The following is a 21418-nucleotide window of genomic DNA, read 5'->3' on the forward strand; positions in this document are numbered from 1 at the left end:
CGATTCGATCACCGGATTCCCCGGAGTGCGGGGACCGCTTCGGACTGGACGTAAGCACGTCATCCGCCGGCGATGCCGACCCACCGGCCCGGTGGAGGGTAGCGCGGGCCGGACCGCGCAAGCCGCTCACGACGACCGGGCTGCGGTGGCGGACCTGACTGGCGCCTTCGCTGAAGGTGACGTCCTTGGTCCGGTGGACGGTGTTCTCGATGACCCGGTGCGCGCGTGCCCGAGCCGCGATCTTCTTCGCGGTGGCCTGCTCGGCGCGCAGACCGGTGACAGCGTAGGCCGTCTCGGCCTGCCGCTCCTTCTCGCCGATGCGGCGGCGCTTGCGGCGGATGCGCACCACCTGGCGGGCATGCGGGAAGCGCAGTCCGCTGACGGTGACGATCTTGACTTCGCGGATCTCTTCCCAGCCCTCCCGCGTTCGCGGGAACAGTCCAGGCACGCCCGGCGAGGCGCTGCGGACGGCGCAGCTGGAGGTCAAAGCCGGGCAACCGGAGCCCCGCTACTGGGCGGGCTGGATCCTGGAGGGCGACGACTCCCCGGTGCCGCTCTGACCCGCCGCGCTTCAATCGCTTCTGTGCCCGAAGCCCTGACCGTTGTCGATCAATCGGAGCCAGCTGGGGCGGAGTTCCCGGTGGTCGGCCCTGGCCGGCGCCTCGGCGAGCAGGTCAGCGCTGGCGACGAAGAGGTAGCGGGCGGCGTAAGCGGCGTGTGGCCTGCGAGAATTCGCCGGGTACAAACGTGACTCCGCCCGGACCGTCGCCGAGGCCAGGACTGTGTTGGACCGCGCCTGCCAGATCACGTCTTGATTCGCGCCGGCGTCCAGCGCCGGTCGGCGAAACCGCGGGTCAACGGCCCGCGTGCCAACTCCCACTCCAGCTGCTCGAACGTAACCCTTGCGCTGTAAGGAAGCTGGCCACATGTCGACGCGGATGGCTGCCGCTCGTTGCCGCGGCGTCGGCGCCGCCCTGATCACTCGATGCGGGGGCCTGTACATGACGCTTGAAGGATGACGTCGAGGGCGGAGAGGGGGTAGCCGACTCCGCCCTTCGGCCCGGCGGTTTCGGTCCGGCGGTCCGCGGTCCGCAAGTCATGCCGAAATGATCAGTTGCGAACTACGCATGCCCGAACCAGCTGCCGCCCCACACCGCTCGTGTTCCCGCAGGGCACGTCAGGCGGAAGTCCCACCGGCCGGAGTAGGAGCGCCGGAACTCGTGGCGGCCGTCGGTGCAGTCCACATACACCGGGTACGTGTGGCTGTCGCAGGTCAGGTAGACGTTTCGGCCGCCGTCGGTGCGCCCGTTGAAGCAGGCCAGCCCCATCTCGCTCTCATCGGGGGACGAGGCGCGCTGGACGAAGTCGAGCAGCGAATGCTCGAGCGGGGCGCTCTCCTGGATGGTTCGCCCGTCAACGTTGGTGGCCTGGGCCTGGGCGTCGTTGGATGTGCCTGTTGCGCCGGCTGTCACGGACGCGCCGGCCAGCGCGACAACAGCGATCGCCGCGGTGGCTGCAGCGTTCCTCATGGACGTCAAGTTCTCCTCCACACAAGGAACAATTGGCTACAGATGCAACGGAAGGTAGCGAATTACGCCCGGCACCTCCAGCGAGACATTCACTCGAGCGTCACTCCTCAAGATTGGAGCGACGCTGGGCACACCCGTGTTCGTCGCCAAGAGGGTCGCATCGCCCGGCCGCGGTCAGCACCCTCTTCTCAGAGCACCAAGGAGTCACATCGTGAGCCGAGCCGTCCGCTTCCATGAGGTCGGCGGACCTGAGGTCCTGCGCCGGGAGGAGATACCCGACCCGGCGCCCGCACCGGGCGAACTCCTCATCCGTACCCGGGCGTTGGGGCTGAACCGGGCGGAGTCGATGCCTCGCCGGGGCGAGTACGGCATCGACCCGGTCTTCCCCTCGGGCGTCGGATACGAGGCGGCCAGGGTGATCGAGTCCGTCGGAGCCGGTGTCACCGGCTTCGGCGTGGGCGATGCGGTCAGTGTGGTGCCGTCCTTCACCATGACGGACTACCCCATGCACGGCGAAGCGGTCCTCGCCCCCGCCCACGCCGTCGTCGCCCACTCCGAGCACCTGTCCTTCGAGGAGGCCGCCTCGGCGTGGATGAAGTTCATAACCGCCTACGGCGGCACGTCCTGGGGACGCGCCGATCTCACCGCGCTCACCGGCGCGGCGCTCTCGGCGAGCACGCCGACCGCGTACGTGACCGAGGTCGCCGGTCAGGACCCGTGCGCGCGGGTGGTCTATCGGGGTACCGATGGTCACGTGCACGAGCTCTACTACCTCGGCGGCACCACCAGTTGGGGCCACGGCGACCTTACGGCGATCTCCGGGGCACCCGTGCTGGCGCAGTCGGCCGAGCCGGCCAAGAAAGAGGGCTGACCCTCGTATGAGCACAGGAGAACGGCCGCCTGCGGGGGACGGGGCGGGAGCGCTCAGCGCGCTCGTCGTCCTGCGCCCCGCAGGCGGGGCCAGTGCGGGGCCCGCGACCGCGGAGAGTGTTGCCGCGATGCTCCCTGAGCAGGCGGCCGTGGCCGCCGTCCGCGACTGGTTTGTCGACCACGGCTTCGACGTCACGGCCATGCACGGCAACAGCATGGCGATCCAGGGGCCGGCACCGCTGTTCGCGAGGACGTTCAAAGAGGCGGGGCCGCCCGAGCCGGGGCGACCGCTGCCGCTGGAGCTGCTGCCCGATGAGGTCTCGCGTCACATCGAGGCGATCGCCACGACGCCACCCCCGGACTTCGGGCCGCCGCCGTGAGGCATCGGGCCGGACAGCCGTGCCGTACCTGACGCGCCGCCCGGGCCGTCAACAGCTGTTGAACGATCAGCCGGCCCGGCGGGTTCCGCCCAGCCCCGGACCCGGGGCTTCAGGAGTTCGGCCATCGGGCGGCCATTGCCGCCGGTTCCGATGGGTTGCCCACGCCCCCGTGCCGTAGAAAGCGAAGGTCCCGTCCCGGCGCTGTGAACGTCTCGTGGAGCATGTGTCCGAAGAACTGTTATCCGAGACTCACCCACCGGTCTCCCAGGTATCGGGCAGGATCGTTCGGCGTCGAGGACGGGAAGCTTTTCATGAGTACAGAGCGCACGGTGGAGCCGGTGGCACTGGTGACCGCTGCCCGAGGGGGCGACCCGGGGGCTCAGGACGCCCTGGTCAGTGCGTATCTCCCGCTGGTCTACAACATCGTGGGGCGGGCGCTGAACGGCTCGGTCGATGTCGACGACGTGGTGCAGGAAACCATGCTCCGTGCCCTGGACGGGCTGGGCGGTCTGCGTACTCCCGAGAGTTTCCGTTCCTGGCTCGTGGCGATCGCGATGAACGAGATCCGCAAGCACTGGCAGGATCGGCAGTTCGCGCCGGGCGCAGTGGAGGAGGCCGAGGAACTCGCGGATCCGGGGGCCGACTTCGTGGATCTGACCCTTGTGCAGCTTCAGCTCTCCGGCCAGCGTCAGGAGACCGCGCGGGCCACTCGCTGGCTGGAGCCGGACGATCGGGGACTGCTGTCGCTGTGGTGGCTGGAGTGCGCCGGCGAGCTGACCCGGGCCGAGGTGGCTGCCGCCCTGGAGTTGTCGGCGCAGCACACCGCGGTACGGGTGCAGCGGATGAAGGCGCAGCTGGAGGCGGCCCGGGTGGTGGTGCGGGCGCTCGACGCCCAGCCGCCGTGCTTCGAACTGCGCGGCATGCTGGGCACTTGGGACGGCCGGCCCTCGGCGTTGTGGCGTAAACGAATAGCCCGGCACGCCCGTGGCTGCGGGCGCTGCTCCGGCCTGTGGAGCGGGCTGATGCCGGTGGAGGGGCTACTGGCCGGGCTGGCGCTGGTTGCTGTGGCGCCCTCGCTGCTGGCGAGTGTGCGTGCCGCCTGCGGAGGCATGGCTGAGGCCGGGATGACTGTGGCCGACGCGGGGACGCGGTCGTCCGGCATCTCCGGAAGCCGTACCGGATCGGGTCCGGGCGCCGGACACCGTGCCGCGCGCGGCCGGGCGACATCGCGGAGCGAGGTGCGCCGACGTCGGCGCAACCGGCGCCGGGCCGTCGGGGGTGCGGTCGTGGCGGCGTGTGTGGCGGGCGGCGGCCTCTGGTACTTCGGTACGGACCCCGGGACCGGCACCGAAGGGGCGAGCGCCGAGCGCACCGCGGGCGCCCCCGTCGCGGACCTGTCGGAATCCAGTGCCGTCGAGACCCCTCCGTCGGCTTCCAGGTCTGCCTCGCCGTCCGCGTCACCTACGAAGAAGGCGAGCCCTTCCAAGACCCCGCGTCCCACGAAGAAGGACGCGCCGGCTCCCCGCCCATCCGCCCGCCCGTCCCGGACGCCGAGCAGCACGCCCGAGGCGTCGTCGACGCCGTCGGACGCCGTCACACAGGTGGTCGCGCTGGTCAACAAGGAGCGAGCGGCGGCCGGTTGCGGTGCGCTCACCGAGGACCCGCAACTGGAGAAGGCCGCGCAGGGCCACTCCGACGACATGGCCGCCCGTCACTTCTTCGACCACACCAATCCGGACGGCGCCGACCCCGGGCAGCGCATCACCGCCGCCGGCTACCGCTGGTCGACGTACGGGGAGAACATCGCCCAGGGGCAGCAGACGCCGGAGGCGGTGATGGAGTCCTGGATGAACAGCCCCGGCCACCGCGCCAACATCCTCAACTGCTCGTTCAAGGACATCGGCGTGGGTATCCACAACGGGTCGGGCGGGCCCTGGTGGACGCAGGACTTCGGGGCCAAGCTCTGACCTGCGAGAGGTTGCTGCCTTGCCGGAGCTCAGCGCACCGGGAAGCCGAAGGAGTACCCCTGCTGCTTCAGCCACGGCAGGATTTCGCGCAGGGCCGCCACGGTCTGGGAACGGTCGCCGCCGGCATCGTGGAAGAGGATCGTCGGACCGTTGGACACCTCGTTCTTGACGGTGGCGATGATGGCGGCGGTGCCCGGACGCTCGAAGTCCTTGGAGTCCACGTTCCAGCCCAGCGGCCGCATCCCCTGCGAGGCGGCGAGGTGCCTGCTGTACGGCGTGAAGGCACCGCCCGGGGCCCGGTAGTACAGCGGCCGGACGCCCCCCGAAGCCTTGGTGATCATGCCGGCGGCGTCCAGGATCTCCTTGGACTGATAGGAGTTGGGCTTCTTGTCCATGGTGGTGTCGTGCGACACCGTGTGGTCACAGAGCCGGTGCCCGGCTGCCACCACCGCCTTGACCAGGTCCGGGTGCGCCTGGGCCTGAGTGCCGACCATGCAGAAGGTGGCCTTCACACCGTTGTCCTTGAGCACCTGAAGGACCTGCGGTGTCCAGACCGGGTCCGGCCCGTCGTCGATGGTGATGTTGACGCCCCGGGCGCCCTTGTCAGAGGCATGGACGATGCTCACGGCCACCGGGGCCCGGCCGGGACCGGCAGCCGGTGAGGAGGAGTGCGCCGAGGCGCCCGCTCCCGCGTGCTGCCCGCTGAAGGGGCCGGCCTGCGCGGTCCATGCCGTGGTGGCTGCCGCCACCGCCGTCACCCCGACCGCTGCCGCGAATACCCGGCCGTGCCATCCCCGCCCGCCATGCCGCGCCATGTCTGCCCTGCCCTTGTCATCCTGGTGGTTCCTGTGCACCTGTCAGGACGGAGAAGAGGTGCTGCGGGATCCGCCTGTTACTGATCACGGACAATTCCGCGGGGGTTCCGGGACGCACGAGCGTCATATAGGGGTTGAAAAGGTGCGGAACAGGGGTGACGTGCGACGTCGTACCTCGGATGCCGAGCTCGAGGTGCGGATGCCGAAGGGCGGCTCGGTGAGCATGAAGGTGGCGTACTCGCCGTGGCTGCACGCCGAGGGCGGCTGCCTGCGCAGGCAGGGCGAGTTCACGGCTCACCTCGCCTCGCCCCCGCTGCTGACGGCCGGTATGGCCCACAGGCAGTGGCCCCGGGCCCGGCAGTAGACGGGAACGGGGCCACTTACGGGGAACGGTCAGAGGGCGGAGGCGGCGCTGTGCAGGTTCTTGGCGGCCAGGGCGAGGCCTTCGGTCTGGGAGTAGGCGGCGTCCTCGTGCTCGATGTTCACGGCCATGTCCGGGTTGATCTCGTGGAGGGCGCGCAGGAACTCGGTCCAGAAGGGGACGTCGTTGCCGAGGCCGACGGCGACGAACTTCCAGGCCGGGTTCTCCGGCCAGGCGTTGCACCAGAAGCCGTAGCCGGTGGGCACCTTGCCCGGCGCGTCGGCGGGGACGCGGGTGAACGAGGTGTCCAGTACGCCGCGGATGTCGGCGCCCGGGCAGAGCGTCGCGTCCTTGGCGGCGGCGTGGAAGACCAGCGGGCCCAGCCACTTGATGGAGGCGATGACGTCCATGCCCTGCCACATCAGGTGGGAGGGGTCCATCTCGGCGCCGACGTTCGTCAGGCCGCCCGCCTCGACCAGCCGCTTCAGGGTGACCGGGGAGAAGACCAGGTTGTGCGGGTGCATCTCGATGGCGACCCGGACGTCGTTCTCCCGGGCCAGCACGTCGATCTCCTTCCAGAACTCGACGGCCACGCCCCACTGGTAGTCCAGAACGTCCATGTAGACGCCGTCCCACGGATTGACCACCCAGGAGGGGTACTTGGCGTCCGGGTCCGAGCCCGGCGTACCGGACATGGTGACCACGTGCTTGATGCCGAGCAGGCCCGCGAGGCGGATGGTGCGGCGCAGGTCGTCGGCGTGCTTCGGACCGACACCGGGCAGCGGGTTGAGCGGGTTGCCGTTGCAGTTGAGGCCGGTCAGCTCCATCCCGCGGTCCGCGAAGGCCGCCAGGTACTCCTCGCGCGCGGTGGCCGAGGACAGCAGCAGGTCGACCGGGCAGTGCGGGGAGGGGATGAAGCCACCGGTGTTGACCTCGACGGAGGTCAGACCGTTCTCCTTGAGGATGTCGAGGGCCTCGGGCAGAGGCCGGTCGTGCAGACAGGCGGTGTAGGCGCCGAGCTTGAGAGCCATGTGTCTTTTTCCTTGCCTATGGTCGATACGTCTATGGGGCTTCGTCTACGGCGAGGTCAGGCGACGGGCGGAACCGCGGTGACCGCGCCGCCGTTGCGGGAGGAGTCGACGACCGCCTGGATGATCTCCATGGTCCGCAGCGCGTCGCCGAAGGTGGCGCAGGCCGGCAGCGGCTCGGCGACCCCCGCGACCTGGTCCAGGAAGGCCCGCGCCTGGTAGGTGAAGTTGTCGGCGTTGCTGGCACCCACACCCGGCGCCTCCATCGGGACCCCGCCCGCGAAGTACGGCAGCTGCGGACCCACGATGATCTGCCGGGCGCCCCGGGTACGGGCGTTGGGCTGGGCGTCGTCGAAGAGGTACTCGGCCGGCCGGTGCTGGTCGAACGCGGCCCGGCCGCCGACGCCCAGGACGTCGAAGGAGAGCCCGTTGGGCAGGCCGAAGCCGGTGCGCGTCACCGAGAACGTACCGACGAGACCGGACTCGAAACGAGCGGTGAAGGACGCGGTGTCCTCGTTCTCGACCTCGCCGAACTCGTCCGAGACCGGGGCCGCGTTGTGCCCGACCACCGCGCCCAGCGGCAGCGGCCGCTTGGAGATCTGCGTCGACAGCGAGGCACCGGAGACCGAGGCGATCGGCCCGGCGACGTACTCGGCGGCGTCGATGACGTGCGAGCCGATGTCCCCGAGCGCGCCCGAACCGAGGCCGCCCTTGAACCGCCAGCTCAGCGGGCCCTTCGGGTCGGTCGCGTAGTCGCACCAGTAACGCCCGCTGAACAGCGTCAGATCACCCAGCTCGCCCCGCTGGACATGCTCGCGGATCGCGGAGATACCGGGGGAGCGGCGGAAGGTGTAGCCGACGGCGGTCACGACCTCGGCGCCACGCTCCAACTCGGCCATCGCACGGGCGTCTTCGAGCGAACCCGCAAGCGGCTTCTCGCACAGCACGTGCTTGCCCGCGGCGACCAGGGCCTCCGCGATCGGGCGGTGCAGCGCATTGCCCACGACGATGCTGACGGCGTCGATCGTCGGGTCCTCGACAACGGCCTCCCAGCTCGGAAGCGCCTTCTCGAAGCCGTAACGGCGGGCGGCGTCCTCGCCGAGCTCGACATTGGCGTCGGCGATCGCGGCCAGCCGGACGGGCGGCAGACCGGCCCCGAAGACCGTGTTGACATTGCGGTATCCGGCAGCGTGGCTGCGGCCGGCCATACCGGCTCCGATCACCGCGACGGAGAGGGGTTTGGCGGACGTGGTCATGGCGGTGCCTTTCAGAACGAAGGGGATCAGGCGGCGAACTGCCGGCGGAAATGGGACTCGATGTCTTCCATCGAGCGGCCCCGGGTCTCGGGAACGGTGCGGACGTAGAACACGAAGGTGACGACGTTGACCGCGGCGAACAGCAGGAACGTGGTCCCGCCGACGGCGCCGATCAGCGGCGGGAAAGCCAGCGTGACCAGGAAGTTGGCCATCCAGGTGCCGAAGACGGCCGTACCCATGGCGAATCCGCGCAGACGGAGCGGGAAGATCTCCGAGAGCATCAGCCAGAACACGGTCGCAATGCAGCCCTGCATGAACAGCAGGAAGGTCAGCATGGACGCGAGTACGAGGTAGCTGCGGGCAGCCGACTCGGGCAGGACCAGGAAGCAGAACCCGATCAGCACGAGCGAGACGGTGACGCCGATCTGCCCCGTCAGCAGCATCGGGCGCCGGCCGAACCGGCCAAGGAGCCACATGCCGGTCGAGACGGCGAGCACGGCCACGACACCGTTGGCGATGGTGGCCGTCAGGGCCGCCTGCGTGCCCAGCCCGGTGTCCAGCAGGATCGTCGGAGCAAAGTACATGATCGAGTTGACGCCGGTGAGCTGGGTCAGAGCGGCCAGCCCGAACCCGAAGACCACAATGTTGCGTATCCACGGCGTGCCCAGATCCCGCCAACCCGCCCGCGGCTCACCCGCATCCGCGGTGACACGCTGCTTGCTCTCGGCGAACTCGGCGTCGACGTCCTGCGCGTCGCGGATCCTGCCCAGGGTGCCGAGAGCGTCGTCGAACCGGCCCCGAGAGGCCAGCCAGCGGGGCGACTCGGGCACGAACAGCATCCCGAACCACAGCAGCACGGCGGGGACCGTGGCGATCGCGAGCATCCAGCGCCACACACCCCCCTCGCCCACGGTGCGGGCGATCACCGCGTTCGAGGTGTAGGCCAGCAACTGGCCCGTCACGATCATGAGTTCGTTCTGGGTCACCAACCGGCCACGGCGCTCGGCCGGAGCCAACTCGGCGATGAAGACCGGCACCGTCGCGGAAGCACCGCCCACGGCGAGCCCCAGCAACACACGGAACAGCACCATCACCCAGAGATCCGGGGCGAGCGCAGTACCCAGCGCGCCGACGAAGAACAGCACGGCGAGCCCCAGGATCGTCTTCCTGCGCCCATGCCGGTCGGACAGACGTCCGCCATACAGTGCGCCGAACGCCGCGCCGAGCACCAGCGACGACGCGACCATTCCCTCGGTGAGTGGGGTCAGCCCCAGCCCGCCCTTTTCGGGCGCGAGGGACATGAACGGCAGTGCACCGGAGATGACGCCTGTGTCATAGCCGAACAGGAGCCCGCCGAAGGTCGCGATGATGGTGATCAGCCGCAGTCTGCGGTAGACCTCCGGCGAGGCGCTGTCCTTGACGGTACTGCTGGGTGCGAGGGCCTGGGGCGTGTCATCCCTGACGTCCATGGCCACCTCCTACCGGTCGATGTGGAAGACGGGCGGCTCAGCTGGAGGTCGGGAAGTTGAACCCGGCGTTGAACTGCTGGGTGGGCTGGGGCCAGCGGGTGGTGACGACCTTGGGGCGGGTGTAGAAGCGGATGCCTTCGGGGCCGTGGATGGGGTTGTCGCCGATGAGGGAGTCCTTCCAGCCGCCGAAGGAGTAGTACGACATCGGGACCGGGACGGGGACGTTGATGCCGATCATGCCGACGTGGATGTTGCGCTGGAAGCGGCGGGCGGCTTCGCCGGAGGCGGTGAACAGGGCGGTGCCGTTGCCGTAGGGGTTGGCGTTGATCACGTTGATCGCTTCGTCGAGGGTGTCGACACGGAGGATCGCCAGGACCGGGCCGAACAGTTCCTCCTTGTAGGCGTCCATCTCGGTGGTGACGTGGTCGAGGAGGGAGGGGCCGGTGAAGAAGCCGTCTGCGTAGGCGGGGTTGTCGAGCTTGAGTCCACGCCCGTCGACGACGACGGTGGCACCCTGCACGGCCGCTGTGCCGACGGCGTTTTCGACGCGTTCCTGGGCGGCCTTGGTGACCAGGGGGCCCATTTCCGTGCCGGGCTGGTCGCCGGGGCCGACCTTGACCTCGTGGGCCTTGCGTTCCAGCACCTCGACGAGGGCGTCGGCGGCGTCGCCGACCGCGACTGCCACCGATACGGCCATGCAGCGCTCACCGGCGGAGCCGTAGGCGCCGGCGGTGATGTGGTTGGCGGCGAATTCGAGGTCGGCGTCGGGCAGGACGACGGCGTGGTTCTTGGCGCCGCCCAGGGCCTGGACCCGCTTGCCGTGCGAAGTGGCCTGCTCGTGGACGTACTTGGCGATGGGGGTGGAGCCGACGAAGGAGACGGCCTGGATGCCGGGGTGGGTGAGGATCGCGTCGACGGCCGGCTTGCCGCCGTGGACCACGTTGAATACGCCGTCCGGCAGGCCCGCCTGCCGGTACAGCTCCGCCACGAAGTTCGCGGCGGAGGGGTCGCGTTCGGACGGCTTGAGGATGAAGGTGTTGCCGGTGGCGATGGCGATGGGGTGCATCCACAGGGGCACCATGGCCGGGAAGTTGAAGGGGGTGATGCCGGCGACCACGCCGAGGGGCTGGCGGAAGTTGTGTACGTCCACGCCGCGGGAGACCTGGTCGGAGAAGGACCCCTTCAGCACGTCACCGAGACCGCAGGCGAACTCGACGACCTCGCGGCCGCGGGTGATTTCGCCGCGGGCGTCGTCGACGGTCTTGCCGTGTTCGGCGGAGATGATCCGGCCGAGCTCTTCCTCGTGCTCCACCAGGAGTTGGCGGAAGTTGAACATGACCTGGGTGCGCTGGGTGAGGGAGGACTCCGACCAGGTCTCGAAGGCCTTCGCGGCGGCGGTGACGGCAGTGTCCACATCGGCGGCGCCGCCCAGGACCACCTGGGCCTGCTCGGCACCGGTGGCCGGGTTGAACACCGGCTGGGTGTCGGTGGCGGAGCCCGGGGTGGGGCTGCCGTTGATCCAGTGCTGGATGGTCTTCACGGTGCGGGTTTCCTTACAGGTAGTGGCGCTGGGTCTGCTTGTGGGCGGCGTAGGTCTGGTAGGCGGCCTGGGTGGTGTCGAGGGCTGAGACCTCGCTGACGGGGACGTCCCACCAGCCGTGGCCGGGTGGGTTGGGTCCGCAGAGGTCGGTCTCGACGTGCACGACCGTGGTGCGGGACGCGGCTTTGGCCTTCTCCATCGTGGAGCGGAACTCGTCGACGGAGGTGGCGTGCAGGACGTCGGCGCCCAGGCTGGAGGCGTTGGCGGCGAGGTCGACCGGGAGGATCTCGCCGTCCAGCTGGCCCGAATCGCCGTTGCGGTAGCGGTATTTGGTGCCGAAGCGCTGGCTGCCGAGGGATTCGGAGAGGGCGCCGATGGAGGCGAAGCCGTGGTTTTGGACCAGGACGATGATGACCTTGAGGCCCTCGGAGACCATGGTCACGATCTCCTGCGCCATCATCAGGTACGAGCCGTCGCCGACCAGGACCACGACCTCGCGGGTGGGGTCGGCCATCTTGGCGCCGACGCCGGCGGCGACCTCGTAGCCCATGCAGGAGTAGGCGTACTCGACGTGGTAGGCCTTCGGATCCCTCGCCCGCCACAGCTGCTGCAGGTCGCCCGGCATGGACCCGGCCGCGTTGATGACGACCGCGCGGTCGTCGAGGACGTCGTTGAGCGCGCCGAGAATCTGGGTCTGGGCCGGGAGGTCACCGGTGTTGCGGTCCGGGGCGAAGCACTCCTCCTCGATCTCCCGGGTCCGGGCGATGAGTTCGCGGGTACGAGCCCGGTACTCCGGCTCGACCTCCCAATCCGTCAGCGCCCCCGCGAGGGCCTGGACGCCGAGCCGGGCGTCGGCCACCAGCGGCTCCGCCGAGTGCTTGACGGCGTCCAGGCGGGCCACGTTGAGGTTGACGAAGGTGACGTCCGGATTGTCGAAGACGGTGTGGCTGGCGGTGGTGAAGTCGGAGTACCGGGTGCCGATGCCCAGCACCACGTCCGCCTCACGCGCCAGCTCGTTCGCCGCGTACGACCCTGTCGAGCCGATGCCGCCCACCGCGTACGGGTGGTCCCAGGGGACGGCGCCCTTGCCGGCGTGCGTGTCGGCGACCGGGATGCCGGTCGCCTCGGCGAAGGCGCGCAGCACGGTCTCCGCACCCGAGTACACCGCCCCGCCACCCGCGACGATCAGGGGCTTGCGCGCCCCTCTCAGCAGTCGGGCCGCGCGCTCGATGGCGGCGGGTTCGGGCACGGGGCGGCCGATGTGCCACACCCGGCGGCGGAAGAAGGAGACCGGCCAGTCGTGCGCCTCGGCCTGCACGTCCTGGGGCAGGGCGAGGGTGACGGCGCCCGTCTCGACCGGGTCGGTGAGCACTCGCATCGCTGCGAGTGCGGCCGGGATCAACTGCTCCGGGCGGGAGATACGGTCAAAGTACTTCGACACGGCGCGGAAGGCGTCGTTGACGGTGACGTCTCCGCCTCGGGTGTCCTCCAGTTGTTGCAGGACCGGGTCGGCGGCGCGGGTCGCGAACATGTCCGAGGGCAGCAACAGCACCGGGATGCGGTTCGTCGTAGCCAGCGCCGCACCCGTGATCATGTTGGTGGAGCCCGGCCCGGTCGACGCGGTGCAGGCGAAGGTGGCCAGCCGGTCGCGCATCTTCGCGTACGCCACGGACGCGTGGACCATGCCCTGCTCGTTGCGGGCGAGGTAGTAGGGCAGGTCGGCCTCGCGGGTGACAGCAGCCTGGAGCAGGGCCTGGCCGATGCCGGCCACATTGCCGTGCCCGAAGATGCCCCACACACCGGGGATGAGGCGCTGTTCCTGGCCGTCGCGGTCGCTGTACTGGGCGGCCAGGAAACGCACCAGGGCCTGAGCGGTGGTCAGTCGTACGGTGGTCATCGCTCGTTGAGTCCTTCGAAGGGAAGCCGGTCGTCGACGTCCTGGGACTGCCAGGTCTCCCGCACCCATCCATGGGCGGGGTCGTCGCAGATGAGCCAGGCGCGGTCCTGGCCCGGGCCGGCCATGACGTTGAGGTAGTACAGGTCGTAGCCGGGGGCGGCGATGGACGGGCCGTGCCAGCCGTGCGGGATCAGCACCGTGTCGCCGGAATGGACCTCGGCGAGCACGTCGATCGGGCGATCCTTTGTGCCGTAGACCCGCTGGTAGCCGAAGCCGTTCTCCCCGGAGACCTCGAAGTAGTAGATCTCCTCCAGCTCCGACTCCTGGCCGGGGCGGGCCTCGTCGTGCTTGTGCGGCGGGTACGACGACCAGTTGCCGCCGGGCGTGAGCACCTCGCACACCAACAGCTGTTCTGCCTCGAACGTGCCGGGCAGGCAGTAGTTGTTGACCTGCCGCGAGCAGGCTCCCGCGCCCCGCAGCTCGACGGGCACGTTCTCCTTGGACCCGTACCGGGCGGAGAGTGAGCTCCGCCCGGTACGGGCGCTGGGCAGTGCGAACCGGCCACCGGCCGCACTGCTGATCAGGGCCTCCGACTCGCGGGGGAGGTAGGCGAAGTCGGTGGCCGAGGCGAACACGCCTGTCCGGCCGGAGAGTTCGAAGGCCGTGCCGTCCGTGGTGACGGTGCAGGAGCCCGTCAGCGGCAGGACCAGGAACTCGGACTCCCCGGTGGACAGGGCGTGTGCCTCGCCCGGCTTCAGGGTCAGGATCCTGAGGCCGGAGTATCCCCAGCCCGCCGACTCCGGCGTGACCAGGACGTCGTAGGGGCCGTCGGCCGAACTGCCCTTTGGCAGGTAGTACTTGCTCGTCTCGGTCACAGCAGGCTCACCGCCCGGTCCACCGCGCCGGCGACGTCGCCATCCGTCGGGTAGAGCAGGGAGCGGCCCACGACCAGGCCCTGCGCGGTGGGCTGCTTCAGCGCCTTGCCCCAGGAGGCGAAGGCCGCGTCGGCATCCTTGACCTCGCCGCCCAGCAGCAGCGCGGGCAGGGTGGACGAGGCCAGGACGCGTTCCATGTCGGGGACGACCGGCAGCTTCAGCCAGGTGTAGGCGGTGCGGCGGCCCAGACCCGAGGCGATGGTGACCGACTTGATCACGGCGTCCGTGGACAGGTCGTTACGGATCTTGCCGTCTTGCCACGTGGAGAGGAACGGCTCGACCATGGCAACGAGTTGACGGTCGTTGAGTTCGTTCACCGCCTCGGCCGTGTTCTCCAGGATGGAGGGCGTGGCGGGGTCGTCCAGGGCGATGCGGGTGAGCATCTTGCCGCCGTCGAAGCCCATCGCGGCGATGGTCGCGGCGTCGTAGCCGGTGAACCGGTCGTCGATCTCGAACACCGAACCCGCAAGCCCAGCCCGGTTCATGGAGCCGAAGACGGACTTGCCGTCCAGGACACCCAGCAGGAGCAGGTCGTCGAGGATGTCGGCGGTGGCCAGCACGCCGGTCACGCCGGGACGCTCCAGGGCGGTGCACAGGCGGTCCAGAAGCCGGGCGCGGTCGGCCATCGCGTTCGGGTCGCCGCCCACGCCGTTGGCTCCGCGCGCCGGGTGGTCCGCGGCGATGATCATTGCTTTGCCGTGCTCGCCCAGCAGCGAGGTCGCCTTCACACGGCGCGCCGCGGCGGCGGCGATCGCGCCGGGGTCGCCCACCCGGGCGGCCACGATCCGGTTCACGTTGTCGGACAGCACGGCGTCACGCCTTTCGTACGGTGGGGGCGAGGGAGGCCTCGCGCAGCTTGTTCTCGACCTCGGCCTCGGTGGGCATGGCGTCGGAGCAGGACAGCCGGCCCGCGACGATCGCCCCGGCGGCGTTGGCGAAGGACACCGTGCGGCGGGCGTCCCAGCCGGACAGCAGCCCATGGCACAGCGCCCCGCCGAACGCGTCCCCGGCGCCGAGCCCGTTGACCACATCCACCGGAACCGGTGGGATCTCGGCCACCGACCCGTCCCGGTCCATCGCCAGCACACCCTTGGGGCCCTGCTTGACCACGGCCAGCTCCACCCCGGCCGCCAGCAGCGCCTTCGCGGCGGCGTGCGGCTCGCGCTCGCCGGTGGCCACCTCGCACTCGTCGAGGTTGCCGACCGCGACCGTCGTGTGCCGCAGCGCCTCGGCATAAAATCCCCGCGCCAATTCCGGACCCTCGCTCCAGAACATCGGCCGCCAGTCCAGGTCGAACACCGTGATGCCCGCCCGGGCCCGGTGCTCCAGCGCCGCCAGCGTGGCCGACCGGCTCGGCTCCTCGCTCAGCCCGGTGCCCGTGAACCAGAAGATCCCGGCCTCGCGCACCGCGCCCAACTCCAGCTCGCCCGCGCTGATGTCCAGGTCGGGGGCCTTGGGCAGCCGGTAGAAGTACAGCGGGAAGTCGTCCGGCGGGAAGATCTCGCAGAACGTCACCGGCGTCGGCGCGATCTCCGACGTACCCACGAACCGGGCATCCACGCCGTAACCCGCCAGCGCCTGCCGGACGAAGTCCCCGAACGGATCCCGGCCCGTCTTGGTGATCACAGCCGACGACCGGCCGTACCGGGCCGCGGCCACCGCCACGTTCGTCGGGCTGCCGCCCAGGTACTTGCCGAACGACGTGACCCCCGCCAGCCCCACCCCCGTCTGGAGCGGATACACATCCACTCCCACCCGGCCCATGGTCAGCACTTCGAACGGCATAACGCTGGTTTCCCTTCGCTCCGGAGACTCCGGGGAGTGGTGGAGAGTCGCTTTAAAGCGCTTTAAAAACGCGCTGAAAGTACGATGCCTTGCGGTTAAATGTCATGTCAATAGGTTGTTAGTGCAATGTTTCGCAAGCTGGTCAGGACTGCCGCTCAAGAGGCGGGAAGAGGGCTGTCCGGAGGGCGGGGCCCCGCCGGGAGAGTGCGCGCCGACGGGGCCCGGCCCGTCAGGACCAGGTGGCCAGGTATTCGGCGATCTTCTCGCGCATGAACACCGAGGACTCCTTGGCCCGTTCCTCCCAGGCGAAGACGCAGGCGGTCAGCGTGCCGTCGAAGCCGTTCGCGCGCAGTTCGCGGAAGAGCTCGTCGAAGTCGACCTCGCCCTGGCCGATGTCCAGATGCTGGTGGATGCGGGCCGGGGTGCCGGGCGGGTTGAGGATGTAGCGGTTGCCGGACGAGGCGGTGTGGTCGAGGGCGTCGGCCAGGTGGACGTGGGTGAGCAGGTCGCCCGCGTACTTGATGATGCCAGGGGCGTCGTTGCCGATGTGGAAGGTGTGCGGGGCGCAGTACAGGAACGTGACGTTGGGGTGGTTGATGCCCCGGATCAGGTTGACCGCGTCGTAGCCGTTCTCGATGAAGTCGTCCGGGTGCGGCTCCAGCGCGAGCTTGATGCCCTCCCGCTCGAACACCGGCAGCAGTTCGTCCAGCGACTTCCAGAACTGCGCCTCGCTGCGGTCGGATTCCTCCGGCCGGCCGTTGAACTCGGAGATCATGCTGTCCACGCCGAGGTCCGAGGCGATCTGGATCGACCGCTTCCAATACCGTACGGCGGCCTGCCGGGCGTCCTCGTCCGGGCCGGACCAGCGGAACAGCGGCAACAGCGAGGAGATTCCGACACCGGCCGCATCCAGCGCCTTGCGGAACTTGCGGACCGTCGAGTCGTCGACGCGCGGGTGGCGGAAGAAGGGGATGAAGTCCTCCCGGGGGGACAGCTCGATCCACTCGTATCCCAACTCGGCCACCACGGCGGGGAGTTCGAGCAACGGGACGTTGCGGATCATGTACGGGTCGAGGGCGATCTTCATGAGGGAGTGCCTTCTGATCGGTGTGGGTCGGCGGAGCGTGGGATCAGGACGTCGCTGTTGTCAGGGGGTTCCCTCCGGGGCCGCCGCGACGGGTGCGGTGAGGTCCTCCTGCTCGGGGAGTTCCTCGACGTCGACGCCGCTGACCTGTGCCAACTCGTGCTTGAGCGCGGCGAGTTCGGCGCCGCCCGCCATGTGATTGGTCAGCTCTTCCAGGCTGACCTCACTGCGCGAAGCGGTCAGCTCCATGGTGCCCAGGCGCAGCACGCTGAAGTGGTCGCCGACCATGTAGGCGTGGTGCGGGTTGTGGGTGATGAAGATGACCCCGAGGCCGCGGTCGCGGGCCGCGGCGATGTACTTCAGCACGACGCCGGACTGCTTGACGCCGAGTGCGGCGGTGGGCTCGTCCAGGATGAGGACGCGGGCGCCGAAGTAGACGGCGCGGGCGATGGCCACGCACTGGCGCTGGCCGCCGGAGAGGGTGCCGATGGGCTGTTCCAGGTTGTCCAGGACGATGCCCATCTGGCGCAGCTCGTGGTCGGCGGTCTTCTTCATCTTCTCGATGTCGAGGCGGCGGACCGGCCAGGGGCCCTTGGTCATCTCGGAGCCGAGGAAGAAGTTGCGCCACACCGGCATCAGCGGGACGGTCGCCAGGTCCTGGTAGACCGTGGCGATGCCCTTGTCCAGGGCGTCACGCGGGGTGGAGAACCGCACCGGAGCACCGTCGATGAGGAACTCGCCCTCGGTGTGCTGGTGCAGCCCGGAGATGATTTTGATCAGGGTGGACTTGCCGGCGCCGTTGTCGCCCAGCACGCAGGTGACCTTGCCGGGATGTACCTCAAGGCTCACCCCGTGCAGGGCGCGGACGTTGCCGTACGACTTGCCGGTGTTGTTCAACTCGACGACCGGCCTGCCGTCCTGGGGTGCGGTCTCCTCGGACGAGGCCCCGCTGGGCTTGGTTGCGTTGGTGGTTGTCATGGGTGTCGTCACCTCCGGGTCATGGTGCGCTGGACCCACAGATTGATCAGGACGGCGCCGAGGAGCATCACGCCCAGGAAGGCCTTGAACCAGTCGGGGTTCCAGCCGGCGTAGACGATGCCCTGCTGCACCATGCCGAACATGAACGCGCCGAAGACCGGGCCGATCGCCGAGCCGTAGCCGCCGGTCAGCAGGCAGCCGCCGATCACCGCTCCGGAGATGTAGATCAGCTCGATGCCGACGCCCTCGCCGGACTGCACGGTGTTGAAGGAGAACAGCTGGTGCATGCCGACGAACCAGGCACCGAAGCCGACCAGCATGAACAGCGAGATCTTGGTGAAGGCGACGGGCACACCGACGGCCCGGGCGCTGTCCTTGTTGCCGCCCACCGCGAAGGTCCAGTTGCCGTACTTGGTGCGCAGCAGCACCCAGGTGGCGATCGCCGCGAACAGCAGCCACCAGAACACGGTGATCTTCACCTGCACGCCGCCGATGTCGAAGGACGACGCGAAGACCTTCCTGGCCTGGTCGAAGCCGTCCATGTTGCTGATGTCGTCGGTGGCGACGTTGCCGGTGACCAGCTTGGTCACCGCGAGGTTGACACCCTGCAGGATCAGGAAGGTGCCCAGGGTGACCAGGAAGCTGGGCAGTCCGGTCTTGACGACCATCCAGCCGTTGAAGAAGCCGATCGCCAGCGAGACGACCAGGGCGGCGATGACACCGACCCAGACGTTCATCGTGAGCTGGTAGCTGATCATGCTCGCGGTGAGCGCCGAGGTGATCACTCCGACGCCGGCCGACAGGTCGAACTCGCCGCCGATCATCAGCAGGGCGACCGGGATGGTCACGATGCCGAGGGTGGAGGACTGGTAGAGGATGTTCGCCATCGAGCTCGCGTCGCGCACCGGCGGCGCCGAGATCAGGAAGAACACGTAGACGGCGACGGCGCCGAGGAAGACGCCGACCTCCGGACGGGCCAACAGCCTGACCACCAGCGGCCGTTCGGCTGTGCGCCCGTCGGTCTGCTTGGGGCCGGAGGCCGGCGGTGAGGTCACCGCCGGCTCAGCATGCTGGGTCACGCTCATCACCGAGTGCCCTTCGCGGCGAACTTGGCGACGGTGTCGACGTTCGACTTGTCGACGAAGGCCGGGCCGGTCAGCACCGGCTGCTCACCGCCACCGCTGAAGTTGCCGTTGGTCTTGTAGAGCCAGAGGGAGTCGACCGCCAGGTAGCCCTGGAGGTACGGCTGCTGGTCGACGGCGAACTGGATGGACCCCTTCTGGATGGCGGAGACGAGGTCCTTGTTGAGGTCGAAGGTGGCGATCTTCGCCTTGCTGCCGCCCTCGGACACGGCCTGCACGGCGGTCAGCGCGATCGGGGCGCCGAGGGTGACCACCTCGTCGATGGAGGAGTCCTGCTTGAGCTTGGCGGTGATCGTCGACTTCACGGACGGCATGTCGGTGCCGTTGACGTAGAGGATGTCCGTCTTGCCGCTGAAGGTCTTCTTCACGCCGGCGCAGCGCTCTTCGAGGTTGACGTCGCCCTGGGCCTGGATGACGCAGAGGGCGTGCTTGACGCCGGTGCCGTTGAGCTTGCTGCCCAGGGCCTGGCCGGAGACGGCCTCGTCCTGCCCGAAGAACGACAGCAGGCCCTGTTGCTTCCAGACGCTCAGGCCCGCGTTGAGGCCGACGACCGGGATGCCGGCCTTCTCGGCCTTGGCGACCACCGACTTGAGGGCGTCCGGCTTGGCCAGGGTGACGGCGATGCCGTCGACCTTCTGGTCGATCGCGTTCTGCACCAGGTTGGCCTGGTCGCCGGCGTTCTCGTCGTTGGAGTAGATGAGCTTGATGTTGTCCTTGGCCGCGGCGGCCTCGGCGCCCTTGCGGATGGTGTCCCAGAAGGTGTCGCCGGAGGGCGCGTGGGTGACCATCGCGATCGTCATGCGGGGCGTGTTGGCCTTGCCGGCGGAGACGTCGCCGGTGTCCTCTTCGGCCTTCTTTCCGCCGGAGCTGCTGGAACAGCCCGCCAGGGTCAGGGCGGCTGCGGCCGCGACGGCGACGACGGGGGTGATTCTGCGGAGGCCGGGTGTGGATGTGCGGTTCATGGGGCGTGCACCTCGCTGTGCGACTCGGAGGAGGAAGAGGAGGAAGAGGAGGAAAGGGATCGGCGGCTGCTGGGTGGGCCGGTGCGGTCGCGAGGTCGAGTGGGTGGTCTCTCGAGTGCGACCCGTACGGCCGTGTCGCGGGCGAGCGCCTTGTGGGCGTCGTCGACGGCGACCGGACAGATTTCGGGCAGCCGGGGGCATGCGCGGTCGGGGCCGCTCGGGGGAGTGCGTGATGTACTGCGAGCTGACGCACTGCCGAGCCGACTTCGTTGGAACATCAGGACAATTTAAAGCGCTTTAAGTTCTGGTACTATCGGCCTTGTTTCGCGAGCGTGTCAAGGGTGTTGCACGAGGAGATTTGCCCCGGGAGGCACAGGTGGAGGATGTCGGTTCCGCAGGTCACCGGAACGGCACGCACAAGCGCCCCCGACTGGAGGACGTGGCCGCACGGGTGGGCCTGTCCATGGCGTCGGTGTCCTTGGTGCTGCGTGGTGCGCCGGGCCCCAGCGAGCGGACCCGGCAGCGTGTCCTGAAGGCGGCGGCCGACCTCGGCTACCAGGTGGACCGCACCGCCAGCAGCCTCGCCAGCAGACGCAGCCGGCTGCTCGGCGTCCTGGTCGACATCCACAGCCCCTTCCACGCCGAGCTGGTCGAGCACCTGCACACGGCGGCCGAGGAGGTCGGCTACGACCTGGTCCTCAGCACCCTGACCCGCACCCGCGACGAGAGCACCGCCGTGGACACACTGCTCGCCTTCCGCAGCGAGGCGCTGATCCTGCTCGGCCCCACGGCCCCCGCGGACACGCTCGCCGCCCTCGACAACAAGGCCCCCGTCATCGCGGTCGGCCGCCGGATCACCGACGCCGGCCTGGACGTCGTACGTACCGCGGACGACGACGGCGTCGGCCAGATCATCGACCACCTGGTCGGGCTCGGCCACCGTGAGATCGTCTACGTCGACGGCGGGAAAGGTGTCATCGCCACCGACCGGCGTCGCGGCTACCGCACGGCCATGCGCCGCCACGGCCTGGGCGACCACATCCGGGTCCTGACCGGCGACCACACCGAGGCGGCCGGCGAACGAGCCGCGCGCCACCTCCTGGACGGCGGCGCACTGCCCACCGCGGTCGTCACCTACAACGACCAGTCGGCCATCGGTGTCCTAGCCGCCCTGGCCCGGGCCGGCGTCTCCGTGCCGGGCCGGGTCTCCGTGGCCGGCTACGACGACGACACGCTCTCCCGCCTGAGCTGCTTCAACCTGACCACCGTCAGTCAGAACGCCGAGGAGCAGGCCCGGTTCGCGGTGAGTGCCGCCGTCGAGCGCCTCGACCAGGGCCGCACCGAACCCCGGGAGGTCGTCCTCACCCCGCACCTGGTCGTGCGCGGCACCACCGGCGAACCCGCCTGAGATGCGCGGTGT

The 21418-nt window shown here is 69.4% G+C and carries 20 protein-coding genes; 6 read left to right on the top strand and 14 right to left on the bottom strand.

Going from position 1 to position 21418, the window contains the following annotated elements:
- The first annotated feature begins 392 nt into the window (after positions 1 to 392).
- Positions 393 to 560 (top strand): hypothetical protein, encoded by a 168-nt coding sequence (locus tag ACFY10_RS25090; RefSeq protein ID WP_390667430.1) that lies wholly within the window; start codon positions 393 to 395, stop codon positions 558 to 560.
- 561 nt (positions 561 to 1121) lie between these two features.
- Here the strand turns inward: ACFY10_RS25090 and ACFY10_RS25095 are convergent.
- Positions 1122 to 1529 (bottom strand): hypothetical protein, encoded by a 408-nt coding sequence (locus ACFY10_RS25095; RefSeq protein ID WP_390667431.1) that lies wholly within the window; start codon positions 1527 to 1529, stop codon positions 1122 to 1124.
- 211 nt (positions 1530 to 1740) lie between these two features.
- On the opposite strand from ACFY10_RS25095, the gene ACFY10_RS25100 reads away from it, so the two are divergent.
- The 3 genes from ACFY10_RS25100 (at position 1741) to ACFY10_RS25110 (ending at position 4746) form a co-directional block, all read left to right on the top strand.
- Complete coding sequence (locus ACFY10_RS25100) at positions 1741 to 2400, top strand: alcohol dehydrogenase catalytic domain-containing protein (protein ID WP_390667432.1); 660 nt, start codon at positions 1741 to 1743, stop codon at positions 2398 to 2400.
- Positions 2401 to 2407: 7 nt separating this feature from the next.
- Positions 2408 to 2779: a hypothetical protein gene (locus tag ACFY10_RS25105; protein WP_390667433.1), complete on the top strand. Its 372-nt coding sequence runs from the start codon at positions 2408 to 2410 to the stop codon at positions 2777 to 2779.
- A 311-nt stretch (positions 2780 to 3090) separates the two neighbouring features.
- A complete protein-coding gene (locus ACFY10_RS25110) occupies positions 3091 to 4746 on the top strand; it encodes a sigma-70 family RNA polymerase sigma factor (protein ID WP_390667434.1) in 1656 nt (551 codons plus the stop codon).
- A gap of 29 nt (positions 4747 to 4775) precedes the next feature.
- On the opposite strand, the gene ACFY10_RS25115 is transcribed toward ACFY10_RS25110, so the two are convergent.
- Positions 4776 to 5561, bottom strand: a complete 786-nt coding sequence (locus ACFY10_RS25115) for a polysaccharide deacetylase family protein (RefSeq protein ID WP_390667435.1) — start codon at positions 5559 to 5561, stop codon at positions 4776 to 4778.
- Positions 5562 to 5721: 160 nt separating this feature from the next.
- Between ACFY10_RS25115 and ACFY10_RS25120 the strand changes: the two genes are divergently transcribed.
- On the top strand, positions 5722 to 5925 hold the full coding sequence (locus ACFY10_RS25120; protein ID WP_390667436.1) for a hypothetical protein: 204 nt from the start codon (positions 5722 to 5724) through the stop codon (positions 5923 to 5925).
- Positions 5926 to 5954: 29 nt separating this feature from the next.
- On the opposite strand, the gene ACFY10_RS25125 is transcribed toward ACFY10_RS25120, so the two are convergent.
- The 12 genes from ACFY10_RS25125 to ACFY10_RS25180 all read right to left on the bottom strand — a co-directional run bounded on the left by ACFY10_RS25125 (position 5955) and on the right by ACFY10_RS25180 (position 19998).
- Positions 5955 to 6953: a sugar phosphate isomerase/epimerase family protein gene (locus ACFY10_RS25125; RefSeq protein WP_390667437.1), complete on the bottom strand. Its 999-nt coding sequence runs from the start codon at positions 6951 to 6953 to the stop codon at positions 5955 to 5957.
- 56 nt (positions 6954 to 7009) lie between these two features.
- The gene (locus ACFY10_RS25130) at positions 7010 to 8206 is read right to left on the bottom strand and encodes a Gfo/Idh/MocA family protein (protein ID WP_390667438.1); all 1197 of its coding nucleotides are present in this window, start codon (positions 8204 to 8206) and stop codon (positions 7010 to 7012) included.
- Between the two features lie 26 nt (positions 8207 to 8232).
- Entirely contained in the window at positions 8233 to 9675 is a 1443-nt protein-coding gene (locus ACFY10_RS25135) for a sugar porter family MFS transporter (RefSeq protein WP_390667439.1), read from the bottom strand.
- A 37-nt stretch (positions 9676 to 9712) separates the two neighbouring features.
- Positions 9713 to 11215 (bottom strand): CoA-acylating methylmalonate-semialdehyde dehydrogenase, encoded by a 1503-nt coding sequence (locus ACFY10_RS25140; protein ID WP_390667440.1) that lies wholly within the window; start codon positions 11213 to 11215, stop codon positions 9713 to 9715.
- Between the two features lie 13 nt (positions 11216 to 11228).
- Positions 11229 to 13112, bottom strand: coding sequence for a 3D-(3,5/4)-trihydroxycyclohexane-1,2-dione acylhydrolase (decyclizing) (gene iolD / locus ACFY10_RS25145; protein WP_390667441.1), 1884 nt, complete (start codon positions 13110 to 13112; stop codon positions 11229 to 11231).
- The gene (iolB, locus tag ACFY10_RS25150; protein WP_390667442.1) at positions 13109 to 13987 is read right to left on the bottom strand and encodes a 5-deoxy-glucuronate isomerase; all 879 of its coding nucleotides are present in this window, start codon (positions 13985 to 13987) and stop codon (positions 13109 to 13111) included. Before iolB ends, iolD begins: the two co-directional genes overlap by 4 nt.
- A complete protein-coding gene (locus tag ACFY10_RS25155) occupies positions 13984 to 14856 on the bottom strand; it encodes an aldolase (protein ID WP_390667443.1) in 873 nt (290 codons plus the stop codon). The genes iolB and ACFY10_RS25155 overlap by 4 nt, the downstream gene beginning before the upstream one ends.
- A 4-nt stretch (positions 14857 to 14860) precedes the next feature.
- Positions 14861 to 15832 carry a 5-dehydro-2-deoxygluconokinase gene (iolC, locus tag ACFY10_RS25160; RefSeq protein WP_390667444.1) on the bottom strand — a complete coding sequence of 324 codons (972 nt, stop codon included), beginning with the start codon at positions 15830 to 15832 and terminating at the stop codon, positions 14861 to 14863.
- Between the two features lie 229 nt (positions 15833 to 16061).
- Complete coding sequence (locus ACFY10_RS25165) at positions 16062 to 16919, bottom strand: sugar phosphate isomerase/epimerase family protein (protein WP_390667446.1); 858 nt, start codon at positions 16917 to 16919, stop codon at positions 16062 to 16064.
- A 60-nt stretch (positions 16920 to 16979) separates the two neighbouring features.
- Positions 16980 to 17894 (bottom strand): ATP-binding cassette domain-containing protein, encoded by a 915-nt coding sequence (locus ACFY10_RS25170; protein ID WP_390667447.1) that lies wholly within the window; start codon positions 17892 to 17894, stop codon positions 16980 to 16982.
- A gap of 8 nt (positions 17895 to 17902) precedes the next feature.
- Positions 17903 to 18979 carry an ABC transporter permease gene (locus ACFY10_RS25175; RefSeq protein ID WP_390667448.1) on the bottom strand — a complete coding sequence of 359 codons (1077 nt, stop codon included), beginning with the start codon at positions 18977 to 18979 and terminating at the stop codon, positions 17903 to 17905.
- Complete coding sequence (locus tag ACFY10_RS25180; RefSeq protein ID WP_390667449.1) at positions 18979 to 19998, bottom strand: sugar ABC transporter substrate-binding protein; 1020 nt, start codon at positions 19996 to 19998, stop codon at positions 18979 to 18981. Before ACFY10_RS25180 ends, ACFY10_RS25175 begins: the two co-directional genes overlap by 1 nt.
- 376 nt (positions 19999 to 20374) lie before the next feature.
- Here ACFY10_RS25180 and ACFY10_RS25185 point away from each other — a divergent pair, with 376 nt between their 5' ends.
- The gene (locus ACFY10_RS25185; protein WP_390667450.1) at positions 20375 to 21406 is read left to right on the top strand and encodes a LacI family DNA-binding transcriptional regulator; all 1032 of its coding nucleotides are present in this window, start codon (positions 20375 to 20377) and stop codon (positions 21404 to 21406) included.
- Positions 21407 to 21418 lie beyond the last annotated feature (12 nt).

The organism is Streptomyces sp. NPDC001401 (genome assembly GCF_042895385.1).
Lineage (GTDB): Bacteria > Actinomycetota > Actinomycetes > Streptomycetales > Streptomycetaceae > Streptomyces.